14 protein-coding genes are annotated in these 13919 nt (G+C 56.0%); 11 read left to right on the top strand and 3 right to left on the bottom strand.

The features are described 5' to 3' along the window. Positions 1-10 precede the first annotated feature (10 nt). A complete protein-coding gene (uraA, locus tag Q7C21_RS12390; RefSeq protein ID WP_078804659.1) occupies positions 11-1294 on the top strand; it encodes a uracil permease in 1284 nt (427 codons plus the stop codon). Between the two features lie 102 nt (positions 1295-1396). Next, a complete protein-coding gene (gene hda / locus Q7C21_RS12385) occupies positions 1397-2104 on the top strand; it encodes a DnaA inactivator Hda (protein WP_033743385.1) in 708 nt (235 codons plus the stop codon). Here hda and arsC read toward each other — a convergent pair. After that, a complete protein-coding gene (arsC, locus tag Q7C21_RS12380; protein WP_375150745.1) occupies positions 2101-2442 on the bottom strand; it encodes an arsenate reductase (glutaredoxin) in 342 nt (113 codons plus the stop codon). The genes hda and arsC overlap by 4 nt on opposite strands. A 50-nt stretch (positions 2443-2492) precedes the next feature. Continuing rightward, the gene (locus Q7C21_RS12375; protein WP_078804657.1) at positions 2493-3956 is read right to left on the bottom strand and encodes a M48 family metallopeptidase; all 1464 of its coding nucleotides are present in this window, start codon (positions 3954-3956) and stop codon (positions 2493-2495) included. A gap of 753 nt (positions 3957-4709) precedes the next feature. Between Q7C21_RS12375 and Q7C21_RS12370 the strand changes: the two genes are divergently transcribed. The 9 genes from Q7C21_RS12370 (at position 4710) to Q7C21_RS12330 (ending at position 13342) form a co-directional block, all read left to right on the top strand. Further along, positions 4710-5315, top strand: coding sequence for a DsrE family protein (locus Q7C21_RS12370; protein ID WP_003848761.1), 606 nt, complete (start codon positions 4710-4712; stop codon positions 5313-5315). Between the two features lie 30 nt (positions 5316-5345). Further along, positions 5346-5954 (top strand): DsrE family protein, encoded by a 609-nt coding sequence (locus tag Q7C21_RS12365; RefSeq protein ID WP_003848763.1) that lies wholly within the window; start codon positions 5346-5348, stop codon positions 5952-5954. Between the two features lie 125 nt (positions 5955-6079). Next, on the top strand, positions 6080-7102 hold the full coding sequence (locus tag Q7C21_RS12360) for a substrate-binding domain-containing protein (RefSeq protein ID WP_283543906.1): 1023 nt from the start codon (positions 6080-6082) through the stop codon (positions 7100-7102). Then, a complete protein-coding gene (locus Q7C21_RS12355) occupies positions 7086-8108 on the top strand; it encodes an ABC transporter substrate-binding protein (protein WP_003848768.1) in 1023 nt (340 codons plus the stop codon). The genes Q7C21_RS12360 and Q7C21_RS12355 overlap by 17 nt, the downstream gene beginning before the upstream one ends. Next, the gene (locus tag Q7C21_RS12350; protein ID WP_283543905.1) at positions 8108-8983 is read left to right on the top strand and encodes an ABC transporter permease; all 876 of its coding nucleotides are present in this window, start codon (positions 8108-8110) and stop codon (positions 8981-8983) included. Before Q7C21_RS12355 ends, Q7C21_RS12350 begins: the two co-directional genes overlap by 1 nt. Then, the gene (locus Q7C21_RS12345; protein WP_008926548.1) at positions 8980-9795 is read left to right on the top strand and encodes an ABC transporter permease; all 816 of its coding nucleotides are present in this window, start codon (positions 8980-8982) and stop codon (positions 9793-9795) included. The genes Q7C21_RS12350 and Q7C21_RS12345 overlap by 4 nt, the downstream gene beginning before the upstream one ends. Then, on the top strand, positions 9792-10775 hold the full coding sequence (locus Q7C21_RS12340) for an ABC transporter ATP-binding protein (protein ID WP_187512848.1): 984 nt from the start codon (positions 9792-9794) through the stop codon (positions 10773-10775). The genes Q7C21_RS12345 and Q7C21_RS12340 overlap by 4 nt, the downstream gene beginning before the upstream one ends. Positions 10776-10785: 10 nt before the next feature. Continuing rightward, on the top strand, positions 10786-11616 hold the full coding sequence (locus Q7C21_RS12335) for a phosphodiesterase (protein WP_003848775.1): 831 nt from the start codon (positions 10786-10788) through the stop codon (positions 11614-11616). A gap of 160 nt (positions 11617-11776) precedes the next feature. After that, positions 11777-13342, top strand: a complete 1566-nt coding sequence (locus Q7C21_RS12330) for a sensor domain-containing diguanylate cyclase (protein WP_008926546.1) — start codon at positions 11777-11779, stop codon at positions 13340-13342. A gap of 93 nt (positions 13343-13435) precedes the next feature. Here Q7C21_RS12330 and bcp read toward each other — a convergent pair whose 3' ends face one another. Next, a complete protein-coding gene (gene bcp, locus Q7C21_RS12325; protein WP_003848783.1) occupies positions 13436-13903 on the bottom strand; it encodes a thioredoxin-dependent thiol peroxidase in 468 nt (155 codons plus the stop codon). Positions 13904-13919 lie beyond the last annotated feature (16 nt).

Raw genomic sequence — 13919 nt, 5'->3', positions numbered from 1 at the left:
GGGATAAATGATGACTCGTCGCGCCATTGGCGTCAGTGAACGACCGCCGTTACTGCAAACCATTCCACTCAGCCTGCAACACCTGTTTGCCATGTTTGGTGCCACGGTACTGGTACCCATTCTGTTTCACATCAACCCGGCGACAGTGCTGTTGTTTAACGGGGTCGGCACACTGATTTATCTCTTTATCTGTAAAGGCAAAATTCCCGCCTATCTGGGTTCGAGCTTTGCCTTTATCTCGCCGGTGCTGCTGTTATTGCCGCTGGGTTATGAGGTCGCACTGGGCGGGTTTATTCTGTGCGGCGTGCTGTTTTGCATCGTGGCGCTGATTGTCAAACGCGCCGGAACCGGCTGGCTTGATGTAATGTTCCCTCCGGCGGCGATGGGCGCAATTGTCGCCGTCATCGGTCTGGAGCTGGCGGGCGTGGCCGCGAATATGGCGGGCCTGCTGCCTGCTGAAGGCAGTGCGCCCGACAGTAAAACTGTGCTGATCTCGCTGGTCACGCTGGCGGTAACCGTATTCGGTTCGGTGCTGTTCCGTGGTTTCCTGGCGATCATCCCGATTCTGGTCGGGGTCGTGGCGGGTTATCTGCTTTCCGCGTTTATGGGCATCGTTGACTGGAGCGGCGTGGTCAAAGCGCCCTGGTTTGCACTGCCGACCTTTTATACGCCGCGCTTTGAGTGGGTGGCGATGCTGACGATTCTGCCTGCGGCGCTGGTGGTCATTGCCGAGCATATCGGTCATCTGGTAGTCACCGCCAATATCGTGAAGAAAGATCTGATTCGCGACCCCGGCCTGCATCGTTCGATGTTCGCCAACGGTTTATCGACCGTCATCTCCGGCTTCTTTGGTTCCACACCCAACACCACCTACGGTGAAAACATCGGTGTGATGGCGATTACCCGCGTCTACAGCACGTGGGTGATTGGCGGCGCGGCGATTCTGGCGATTCTGCTCTCCTGCGTTGGCAAACTGGCGGCGGTGATCCAGGCGATCCCGGTTCCGGTTATGGGCGGTGTGTCGCTACTGCTGTATGGGGTCATTGGCGCCTCCGGTATCCGGGTGTTGATCGAATCCAAAGTCGATTACAACAAAGCGCAGAACCTGATCCTCACCTCGGTGATCCTGATCATCGGGGTCAGCGGGGCGAAAGTGCATATCGGCGCAGCGGAGCTGAAAGGCATGGCGCTGGCGACGATAGTCGGTGTCGGACTGGCGTTGATCTTCCGGGTTATCTCGCTGCTCAGACCTGAAGAAGTGGTGCTGGAGGCTGAAGAACCGCGCGAGCAGTGATCGCTGCGAGCCTGACAGGATCCGGGGCAGGGACGCCCCATTCATCTCTTTCTGAAAACTGTGTTAGACTTCCCCCGATTTTTTGCTTGTTCTCTTGCTGAGGTGCTTCTGAACACGCCGGCACAATTGTCATTGCCACTCTATTTACCTGACGATGAAACCTTCTCCAGCTTCTGGCCGGGGGAAAACCCGTCGCTGATTGCCGCCCTGAAAGGCGCGCTCAACCAACAACATGGCAGCTATCTCTACTTCTGGTCACGCGAAGGCGGTGGGCGGAGCCATTTGCTGCACGCCGCGTGTGCCGAAATGTCCGCACGCAGTGAAGCCGTGGGCTATGTTCCGCTGGATAAACGCACCTGGTTTGTTCCGGACGTTCTGGAAGGGATGGAGCAGCTGTCACTGGTCTGTATCGATAACATCGAGTGCATTGCAGGCGAGCCGGAATGGGAAATGGCGATCTTCGATCTCTATAACCGCATTCTGGAAACCGGTAACACGCGTCTGTTTATCACCGGCGATCGTCCGCCACGCCAGCTTAATCTTCAGCTGCCCGATCTCGCCTCGCGCCTTGACTGGGGGCAAATCTATCGCCTGCAGCCGCTTTCTGATGAAGATAAATTACAGGCGTTGCAGTTGCGTGCCGGGTTACGCGGATTTGAGCTGCCGGAAGATGTGGGTCGCTTCCTGCTGAAGCGACTCGATCGTGAAATGCGCACGCTGTTTGATACGCTGGATCGTCTTGATCGCGCCTCGATCAGCGCCCAGCGCAAACTCACCATTCCCTTTGTTAAAGAGACGCTCGGCCTTTAAAGAATGTCGAGCACCGCATCTGGCGGGCGGCCAATTCGCGCCCTGTCGCCATTGATCACTATCGGCCTTTCAATCAGCTCCGGATTCTCTACCAGCGCATCCAGCAGCGCACTTTCGCCTTTGTCGTCAAGCGCCAGCTCGCTGTAGATCGCCTCTTTAGTTCGCATTAACTCGCGTGCGCTCTGCATCCCCAGTTTCTGTAACAGGATTTGCAGCGTCTCGTGGTCGGGCGGCGTTTGCAGATAGAGCACCACATCCGGCTCAATTCCGCGGGCAGTGAGCAGCGCCAGTGTCTCGCGGCTCTTGCTGCAGCGCGGGTTGTGATAAATCGTCACCATCTCTGACTCTCCTTTCTTCTCTGTTCGCGACGTGCTGGCGGTGTGAGTGCTTAGCCTTTCTGATACTGCTTAAAGCGCTGTTGTAACTGGCGCAGCTGATCGATACGGGCATCGTAACGCGCCTGTTTCAGGCTGCCGAGCGGCACCTGTGCGCTGGCACTGCTCAGGGTGGTGATCGCCTGATCAAGCTGGCCATTCAGGGCCAGACTCTCTGCCCGCGCCGATAACTCTTCATCATGCAGTCCCTGCTGTGCCGAGGCCTGCGCCAGTAAATCCCAGCCGTTGGGATCGTCTTTATTGGCCCAGGTGTAGCGGTTCAGAATACGGCTGGCATTGGCATACTGTTTCGCTTCAACGTAGGCATTGGCCAGATTGAGCTGCACGACCGGACTGTTTTTGGCACCGGTTGCGGCGGTGAGCAGGGCGATGGCCTGCTGTGGCTGATTCAGCCCGATATCAATGTCCGACATGATATCCAGGAACCAGACATTATTGGGCTGCTTCGCCAGCAACGGGGTGATAATACGTTTCGCATCGGCGTAACTCTTCGCCTGCAAAAACTGTATGGCTTTGCCATATTGTGACGCCATCTGCTCACGGGAATTGCCGCTGGCGTACTGACTCAGCAGTTCGTCAGTAAGCTGATTACGTCCGGTAGAGTACATGCCCAGCGAACGCACCTTTGCCATATAGAAATCTTCCGTGGATTGCACCACCACCGGCCGCATCTGATTAGCACGGTTGCGGGCATCCGCCAGACGACTGTCGGGCAAGGGGTGCGTCAGCAGAATTTCAGGTGGCTTAGAAGAGAAGCGGCTCTGATCGGCCAGTTTTTGCAGAAAGTTCGGCATTGCCTGGGGATCGAAGCCAGCGCGCTGCAGCACCTGAATCCCGATGCGGTCTGCTTCCTGCTCATTGCCCTGTGTAAAGCTGATAATTCCCTGCTGCGTTCCCGCCAGAGTACCGGTCAGCGCGGCCATGCCCGCCTGCGGACTGGCCATCGCCAGCAGAATAGAGCCAAGCGCACCGACCCAGGTCAGTGGCGCGTTGCGCTTCTGATCTTCCATGGCACGCGCCAGATGGCGCTGGGTGACGTGCGAGATTTCATGTGCCATTACCGATGCCAGCTGGCTTTCATTGTCGGTAAAGCGGAACAGCGCTGAGTGCAGCACCACGTTGCCACCGAAAAAGGCAAAGGCGTTAAGTTCATCGTTCTGAATCAGAAAGAAGTGGAACGGCGTTTTCACCGAGTCGGCGTGAGAAACGAGTCGTTGCCCCAGCTGATTAATGTACTGATTGAGCAGCGGATCGTTGATTAGCGGCGCACTGGCGCGCAGCTGGCGCACATAGAAGTCGCCCATCTGCAATTCCTGATTAATTGATAGCGTCGAACCCGCCGTAGTACCAATATCGGGAAGTGAGTCACTGACATCGGCGTTAGCGGGTGTCAGAGTGGAGAAAATGAGCGTCGGAAGGAGCGCGGCGATCAGCGTTTTCTTTAACGAGTTCAACATGCCTGAATCCTGTAGAGAGGCCCTGAGAATGGACAGGTGCGCAGCGGGAATGTTCCGTTTTTCGCAGATAACGACGGTTCGTGACTATCTTAACCAGGGCCTCAAAAGAAAGAAATGTTGTTTTCTGGCAAATCGCCCGCCTGATTTGAGCAAGATCGCCGATTATGAAGAAAAAAATTGAATATCCTGCCAGTTTAAACGGCAGTTAAACGAAAAAAAACTGGCGGGGTATTGCCGGGGTCGTCAGCGGTTATATTACGGCGTTGTTGTTTATTTACATTGCGTTTCGTTGAATCAGAGCAGAATCTGCTGCCAGACAACCGAAGCCAGTAAGCTTATTTTTATAAAGTTATGTAAATTCACTCAAAAAAACTGAACATGGCATGTGTTTTTCCAGGTCTACTCTGAAAAAATAGCGCACTCTGCGCCGCTAAATGCCTTTCAACCATTGATAAATCAAATCGTCTCTCCCGCCTTATCCCACGTATTCCAAATTAGCCTGGTTGTTATTTTTATATAATAAATAGCATCGAAAAGGAAAAAGAAGAAATAGTTAGGTCCACTTCAGATAAGACTTTTTATTTCTCATCATAAAACTTTTCGATTAATTCCGGCTGTGAATAATTTCAATAGTTATCAGCGCTGCGTTGACCTGAATTTACAGAGGCAAGAATTACACCTGCGCTGTGGTATAGATAGCCGACCTGATTCAATTCTGAATCTGCCAGACATAATATGCCGGAGAAAAGGGTTATGCGTTCAGTTGTTTCATACGCGTTAATCGCCATTATTGGCGGCGTCGTTGGCGCGGCTGTCACACAGAGTGGCGATATTTACGACAAAGTGACACGCCATTTTGCAACCGAGCCACAGGAAGCACCCGGATTCTGGAGCACGCCGGCGATTGAAGGTTACGGAAAAATTCATTACGAGCCTGACGCCGCGTTTAAACCGGTGCCGGGCCTGAGTAACAAAATTGTTTTCCAGATTACCCGAAGTGACGGGGCGATGACCGCACCCAATCTGGGGCTGGAACGTGTAGCCAGGGTGGTCAATCTCTATATCGCCTCGGGTATTCCGGCTGACCAACTGAAGTTTGTGGTGTCAGTCACCGGAGATGCGACGCCCGCCATGCTGGACAATGCCCATTTCAAACAATTTTATGGCATCGAAAATCCAAACCTGAAGCTGATTAATGAGCTGAATCAGGCGGGAGTGAAAGTCTCGGTCTGCGATCAGTCCGTGGCATTCCATCACTATCCCAATAACTGGATTGATAAATCCGTGGTACATGCGCTTTCCAGTCCAACCACCGTATCAACCCTGCAAAATCAGGGATACGCGTGGCTGGCAATGTAATTCATATTTAAATAATTGGGAGAAACGTAAATGCGTCCAGCAGCTTTAGTGGTGATGGCAGCCGTTGCCGGATTTATTGGGGGCAATGTTTTACAGTTGCCGGAATTATACGATAAGGTCAGCGGGAAAATGGCGGATAATAAATCTGAGCCTGCTGATTTCTGGAGTACGCCAGCAATCGAGGGCTACGGTAAAATACATTATGTGGATACGCCCGCATTTAAACCCGGCACGACAGCGGGCCTGAGTAATAAAATTGTTTTCCAGATTAACCGTAATGAAGGCGATATTCGTAAGCCGAATCTGGGTCTGGAGCGCGTAGCGCGCGTCACCAACCTCTATTATGCGGCGGGTGTGCCACTCGACCAGCTGAAATTTGTGGTGTCGATTAACGGTGATGCAGTGTCATCAGCGCTGAATAATGATCAGTTCAGCAAAGCTTATGGCGTCGATAACCCGAACCTGAAGCTGATCAGCGAGCTGAAAAAAGCGGGCGTTCAGGTCACTATCTGTGATCAGTCTGTCGCGTTTCATCAGCTTGATCGCAACTGGATTGACCCGATGGTCACTCATACCATCTCCAGCGGCACCACCGTTGCCACCCTGGAAAACAGCGGTTACGCCTTCCTGATGCTTTAACTCTCCAGCAGCGGCGTCACTGCCGCTGTCATCTGTCAGTCAACTTCCTGAGATACGCCTGTCATATAACGCCACTAGTTTAAACCGCAATGAGATCGATCTCATTGACGATAAACGAGGCAGACATGACCGATTTAATCAGCGTAGCCAGACTGGCAGGGGTTTCCCGCGCAACCGCTGCGCGCGCCTTCTCTGATCCTCATCTGCTTAAACCGGGTACGCTGCAAAAGGTGCTTGCCGCCTCAGAACAGATAGGTTTTCGGCCGAATCACATTGCCCGTCAGCTCCGTACCCGCCACTCCACCACGCTCGGTGTACTGCTGCCTTCTCTGCTCAATCCGGTTTTTGCCATGCAATTGCAGGCGATGGAGCAGCAGGCGCAGCAGGCAGGCTATGCGTTGCTGGTGGCGACCAGTGATTATCAGGCTGAGCGGGAAGCAGCCATTGTCGAACATATGCTGCACCAGCGTGTTGCCGGTCTGGTACTGACGGTGGCAGACGCCGACCGCAGTGCGCTGCTGCCCACACTGGCGGCAGCGAAGATGCCATTTGTACTGACCCACAGCGTGCCGCAACAGCACGCATGGCCTGCTTTGCACGTCGACAACCGCAAAGCGATGGCCGAAGCGACCACCCATCTCATCTCTCTGGGTCACCGTCACATCGCGATGGCCGCAGGCCCAATGCAGCAATCCGATCGCGCGCGTCTTCGTTTTCTCGGCTACTGCCAGGCCATGCAGCAGGCTGGTCTGACGCCGCAGGCGATGATTGAGATGCCCAGCCATATCCACTCCGATTTCAAGCCGCTGCTGCCGCTGATGAATGCACCTTCGCCGCTGACTGCAGTGATTTGCAGTAACGATCTGCTGGCTATCAGCCTGCTGGGGGCGGCTGCGCGTGCAGGTGTCAGCGTGCCGCATCAATTGTCAGTGATCGGTTTCGACGGCATTGCGCTGGGCGAACAGCTTTCACCGTCACTGGCGAGCGTGGTTCAGCCGATTGCGCTGATGGGAACGCTCGCCATTGATCTGCTTCTGAATCCGGGCAGTGAAACCCACCTGCTGCCCCATCATTTACGGATCGGGGAGAGTATCGCCCCGGCATTTTATGGCTCTTCTTCAGGGAAACATCATGTCACTCACGTTTAATCTCAGATATATCGCCAGCGCCGCGCTGCTGGCTGGCTGCACGCTGACCAGTTCATGGGTCCAGGCGGCGGAAAATGCTATCTGCTACAACTGCCCGCCTGAGTGGGCCGACTGGGCCACGCAGCTTCAGGCGATTGAAAAAGCGACCGGGATTCATGTGCCGCAGGACAATAAAAACTCGGGTCAGGCGCTGGCGCAGCTGGTGGCAGAGAAAAATAATCCGGTTGCCGACGTGGTCTATTACGGCGTCAGCTTCGGCATTCAGGCTGTCAGTGCTGACGTGGTCAGCGCGTATAAGCCGGCTCACTGGGATGAAATCCCGGCCGGTATGAAAGATCCGGCGGGCAAATGGGTAGCGCTGCACTCCGGCACCATGGGCTTTATGGTGAATGTTGATGCGCTGGGTGGCGCGCCGGTGCCACGATCCTGGGATGATCTTCTGAAGCCGGAATATAAAGGCATGGTGGGTTATCTTGATCCGGCCAGTGCCTTTGTAGGCTATGTGGCCGCAGTCGCGGTGAATCAGGCCAAAGGCGGCAGCCTGCATGACTTCACTCCCGCCATCAACTGGTTCAAAGCGCTGCAGCGCAACCAGCCCATTGTGCCTAAGCAGACCGCCTATGCGCGGCTGATTTCAGGCGAAATCCCGATTCTTATCGACTATGACTTCAACGCCTATCGCGCCCGCTACAAAGATCACGCCAATGTCGAGTTTGTGATCCCGAGTGAGGGAACGGTGACGGTGCCGTACGTTATCAGCCTCGTGAAGAACGCGCCGCATCCGGCCAACGGTAAGAAAGTGATCGATTTCGTGCTGTCCGATGCGGGCCAGGCAATCTGGGCCAATGCCTGGCTGCGTCCGGTACGGGCTGGCGCAATGTCACCTGAGGCGAAAAAATATTTTCTGCCTGACAGTGATTATGCGCGCGCCCACACGGTCGATTATCAGCAGATGGCCGATGCACAGAAGGGCTTCTCCGCCCGCTATCTGAGTGAGATTCGCTGATGTCACTTTCAGACATTAATTCCTTAACCACGGGCGGGCCGCTTCGCCATCGGCTCCGCCCGCTGGGGGTAAACTGGCCGTGGATGCTGTTGCCTGCGCTGCTCTTCTTTGCCGCCTTCTGGGTGCTGCCGTTTGCCCGCCTGTTGCAGATCGGCATGACGGAGGATCGCACCACGCACCACAGTGGCTACTGGACGGTAATCAGCCAGCCACAATATCTGCAAAGCCTGCTGAATACCGTCCTGCTCTCGGCGGCGGTGACGCTGGTTACGCTGCTGATTGCGGCGGTGGTGGGCTGCTTTCTGGCGCGGCAGCGCTTTACCGGGCGAGGGACGCTGCTGGCGCTGCTGACCTTTCCGCTGGCTTTTCCGGGCGTGGTGGTGGGATTTCTGATGGTTATGCTGGCGGGGCGTCAGGGGGTACTGGCGCAACTCAGTCTCAGTCTGTTTCATGAACGCTGGGTCTTCGCCTATTCACTCAGCGGCTTATTTGTTGGCTATCTCTACTTTTCGCTGCCGCGTGCCATCGTAACGCTGGTGGCGGCCAGTGAGAAACTGGATAGATCACTGGAAGAGGCGGCCCGTTCACTGGGTGCCAGCCAGTGGCGCATCATCATAGACGTCATCATACCCGGACTGAAACCGGCGCTACTCTCCTGTGGCGCACTCTGTTTCGCCACCAGTATGGGCGCGTTTGGCACCGCCTTTACGCTGGGTACCGAACTCGCTGTGCTGCCGCTGACCATTTACGGTGAGTTCACCAATTACGCTAACTTTGCCACTGCGGCGGCACTCTCAGTCGTGATGGGCGCCGTGGCCTGGCTGGCGCTGATGCTGGCTAATGGCCTTACGCGCCGGAAGGAGCATGAATCATGAAACGACGGGGTCTCTTCTGGCTGCAGGTGGCGATCACAAGCCTCACCGCACTGTTTATGATCGTGCCGGTCATGCTCTCGATGCTGGCGGGCGTTACACAGAACTACTTCGCGGGCCTGCGCAGTGGCCTGACACTGAAGTGGGTGGAGCAGGTGTGGCAGATGTATGCCGACACCTTCTGGCTGTCACTGCTGATTGCGCTGAGCTGTCTGGCGGTGACGGTCATTGCTGGCATACCCGCCGCCTGGGGCTTACTCAAGTCACCGTCACGCTGGGCCTCGCGTATTGAGGAGTGTCTGATGCTGCCGGTGGCGTTGCCGGGCCTCGCCACCGCGCTGGGCATCATTCTGCTTTACGGTCAGTTCAGTGCGTTGCGCGACAGCTGGCTCTTTATCCTGATCGGCCATGTGCTTTTTACACTGCCCTTCATGATTCGCCCGGTGCTGTCGGTGATGCAGGCGATTGATCTTCCGCGCCTGGAAGAGGCCGCCGCCAGCCTGGGGGCGAGTTTCTGGCGTCGCTTTTTTACTGTGGTCGTTCCGAACTGCCGTAACGGCATTCTGGCGGGTGCGTTTATGGTCATCACCCTGTCGGTGGGGGAGTTCAACATTACCTGGATGCTCCACACACCGCTGACCAAAACGCTGCCGGTGGGGCTGGCCGACAGCTACACCTCCATGCGGCTGGAAGTCGGTTCTGCCTACACACTGATCTTTATCATGATGATTTTACCGCTGCTGCTGTTGCTTAACGCCTGTAATCACTGGCTGGAACGGCAAACGTCGCGGCAGCAGAGAGAGGAAACCGTATGAATGAGGCCATCAATGTGACGCTGCGCCACTGCTCGCGTCGCTTTAATCAGCAGGTCGCGCTGCATCCGCTCGATCTGCGCGTGCACGCCGGAGAAACGCTGGTTCTGCTGGGACCGTCGGGCTGCGGTAAAACCACGCTGCTGCGCATTATCAGTGGCCTGGAAAGCAGCGATCCGCCGGGCGAGATCTGGTTTGATCAACGTAACGTTACCGCGCTGCCGATTGAGAAACGCAATGTCGGCATGGTGTTCCAGAACTACGCGCTGTTCCCGACACTTAACGTGGCGCAGAACGTCGCCTATGGCCTGAAGGTGCAGGGCGTGCCGCGTGCCGAGCGAGAGGCGCGGGTTGCAGAGATGCTGGCGCTGGTTGATCTGACGCCTCTGGCACATCGCGCGATTGATAAGTTGTCCGGCGGGCAGAAACAGCGTGTGGCGCTGGCACGTGCGCTGGCCGCCCGGCCTAAAGTGCTGCTGTTTGATGAGCCGCTGGCGGCGCTTGATGCCAGGCTGCGCGACCGACTGCGTCTGGAGATCGGTGCGCTGCTTAAGCGGCTGGCGATCACCGCCGTTTACGTCACGCATGATCAGCAGGAGGCGATGGCGCTGGGCGATCGCATCGCAGTGATGGAGCAGGGCCGTCTGGTGCAGCTTGATACCCCGCAGGGCATTTATCAGCGTCCGGCCTCCCGCTTTGTGGCCGATTTTGTGGGTGCGATTAACTGCGTAGCGCACGACCCGGAAGGCAATCCTGTGCGTTTTTGCCGCCCGGAAGATGTTCTGCTGGCCGATGATACGCGCTATGCCCAGCGCGGCGTGGTGGTGGGCAGTATGTTTCTCGGCGCTTCACAGCGCTTACTGATTGATATCGGACTGGATAATCCCATTCAGGTCGATCGTCATGCGCGCGAAATCTGGCAGGCGGGGCAGCGTATCAGCTGGTCGCTGACCAGCCACGCCGCGCTGGAATTCAGTTGCTAAGGAGTCTGTTGTGTCTCTTCAACCCACATTGATTGCTCAAATCAGCGATCTGCATATCAAGGCCCATGGCCGCCTCTCATACAAACAGGTCGATACCCATGCGGCGTTACTGCAGGTTATCGATACCCTCAACTCGCTGCAGCCGCGACCTGATGCAGTGGTAATTACCGGCGATCTGGTCGATTTTGGCAGGCCGGATGAGTATCAGACTTTGCGGGAAGCCCTGCAGCGCCTGCAACCGCCGTTTTATCTCATGGCGGGCAATCACGACGACCGCGAGGCGCTGCGGGCTGCCTTCCCTGATCACGGCTATCTGCAATCCGGACCCACACTGAACTGGCAGCTGAGTGTGGGCGGCGTCAGGTTGATTGCCCTGGATTCCAGCGTACCGCAACAGCCGTGGGGTGAGGTAGATGAGGAACAGTTAGAATGGCTGGACCAGGCGCTGGGCATGTCCGCGGATCAGCCCACCCTGGTCATGCTGCACCATCCGCCTTTTGCCTGCGGCATTGCGCATATGGATCGGCAACGGTTACGCCATCCGCAGGCTCTTGAGGCGATCATTGCCCGTCATCCGCAGGTAGAACGGGTCTTGTGTGGACATCTGCATCGCAGCCTGCAGACCCGCTTTGCTGGCACGCTCGCCTGTGTCGCGCCGGGCGTATCGCATCAGGTCGCGCTGGATCTGCATCCGGAGGGGCCCGCGCACTTTATCCTGGAGCCGCCCGGCTATTTACTGCATTGCTGGCAACCCGGAGAGGGAATGGTCACACATCAGTGCGCGATTGGCCATTTTTCAGGACCCTGGCCATTTTACGATAGTCAGGGATTAATCGATTAGTGCCAGCTAAATCTGTATTAAGCGGGGTAAAATTTGTCTTAGTGCTGCTCAAAAATGCCGACACAGTGTAGACTTAAGCCCGGATATCAGGGCCTCTGGCACACTTAAAAAAATAATCAGGCATTCACGACATGACACTCATCTTCGGCGCGGCGACGCCATGCTAAAGCACATCCGGCCCAAGGCCGATTTGCGCAATCTGATCGCCCTGCTGGTGATTGTCAGCATTGTTATCACACTCGCGAACGCGCTCTACGCTACCTGGCGGGTTCAGCGCCAGGTGCTTATTGACACCACGCTTGAGGCTAACCGGGCGTATGCCGCCAAGCTCGCCTCAACCAGTGAAATTTTCTTCCAGCTGGCGCAGTCTCAACTTCATTACAGCGCCAATCAGCTCAGCCGTGACTTTACTAATCAGGGGCTGCTGAACAATGAAGTCAATCGACTGCGTGAGCAGACCACCAGTTTCAACTCCGTCGCGATCGTGGATGCGCAGGGCGTGATCAAAGCAATTTCCCCCGAGTCACTGACGTTACAGGGTATGCACCTCACCAGTGACGCCTCGCGAGAGGCGCTGACCCTGCGACAGCCGATCATCAGTAAACCCTCCCTTTCTGCCGCCAATAATCTGCTGGTTTTTGTCTCATGGCCTGTCTGGAGTCCCGAGGGTGACTACCTGGGCTACATCGGCGGCACGATCTACCTGAAGAAGAAAAGCATACTCAATGCGCTGCTGGGTGAGCAGTTCTATCGCGATGGCACAACGGTTTATGTGCTCGATAGCAACAATGAGGTGTTGTATCACCAGAATCGTCAACTGATTGGCAAAACGCTGCCTGCCATCGTCAATCCGCGTGATGACCAGACCAATGGCTCGCTGATGCTTGCCGGTCCGGGTAATGCCACACAGCTGGCGGGCTTTGCCGTGGTGCCGACGACCGGCTGGACAGTGGTAGCGTTGAAGCCGATTAACGTCACACTGGATCCGCTGTCCGGTCTGTTGATGAAAGTGCTGAAAAATTCTGTGCCGTTCGCGCTGCTGACTCTGCTGGTGGCCTTAGTCATGGCACGTCTGATTGCCCGGCCACTCTTCCAGCTGGCGCGCAAAGCCAGCCGGATGGATGCGCAGGGCGTATCAAAAGAAATTGGCGGCATCACCGCCTGGTATTTTGAGGCGGCCCAGGTAAAGCGCGCGCTGCTCACCGGTATTGGGCTGGTGCAGGATAAAATTGGTCGCCTTAACTCAGAAGCGCAGACCGATCCGCTGACTCAGGTACTCAATCGCCGGGGTCTGAATGCGGTGCTGGAGTACTATCGGACCCTGCGCCAGCCTTTTTCGGTGCTGGCACTGGATATCGATCATTTCAAAAACGTTAATGACAGCTGGGGCCACGACGTGGGCGACCGGGTCATTCAGCAGGTGGCAAGTACGCTGCGTGCCAGCGCCCGTCAGTCTGATGTGGTCTGTCGCAATGGCGGAGAGGAGTTTCTGATGCTATTGCCAGGAACGGCCCTGGATGAGGCGCAGATCATCGCAGAACGCGTACGGGTGGGCATTGCTGAAGCCTGGCTGACTGACGTGGGGCGCATTACCTTGTCTATTGGCGTGGCGGCCTGGAATGGTTCGCAGGATGCGGGACTGGAAAACAGCCTGAAACAGGCGGATGCGGCGCTCTATGAGGCGAAGAGTGCCGGACGTAACTGTGTGATCGTTGCCGACTCCTAGTCGGGTGAAACCGGATGTTTCATTACGGCAGGGTAAACGTGCGGGAAAAAGAGAAGCAGGGGCGCGGCGGTCAGACTAACGCGCCCCTTAACATCAGGCTGATTTGACGTAATCCAGCACCATGTCGTGGTGATTCGACGTCTTAAAGTTATCAAACACTTTTTCGATCTTGCCCTCGGCATCAACCAAAAAGCTGATGCGATGAATACCGTCATAGGTTTTCCCCATAAACGTTTTTTCACCCCAGACGCCAAACGCCTGGCAGACTTCATGATTTTCATCTGACAGCAGCGTAAAGTTCAGCAGCTCTTTTTCGACAAACTTTGACAGTTTTTCCGGTTTGTCGGTGCTGATACCCAGCACTTCCACGCCCGCTTTTTTCAACTCATCCATGTTGTCACGCAGACCGCACGCCTGCACGGTGCAGCCTGGTGTCATCGCTTTCGGGTAGAAGTACACCAGAACGCGCTGTCCCTGGAAGTCGGTCAGATTCACGTGTTCGCCGTCCTGGTCAGGCAGGCTAAATGCGGGTGCAGTATCTCCGGCTTTCAGTGGATTCATCACATCTCTCCATTTT

The organism is Pantoea sp. ANP04, assembly GCF_041982285.1.
GTDB lineage: Bacteria > Pseudomonadota > Gammaproteobacteria > Enterobacterales > Enterobacteriaceae > Pantoea > Pantoea eucalypti.
Note: the sequence above shows the minus strand (reverse complement) of the source record. Positions and strands in the feature narration are given on the sequence as shown.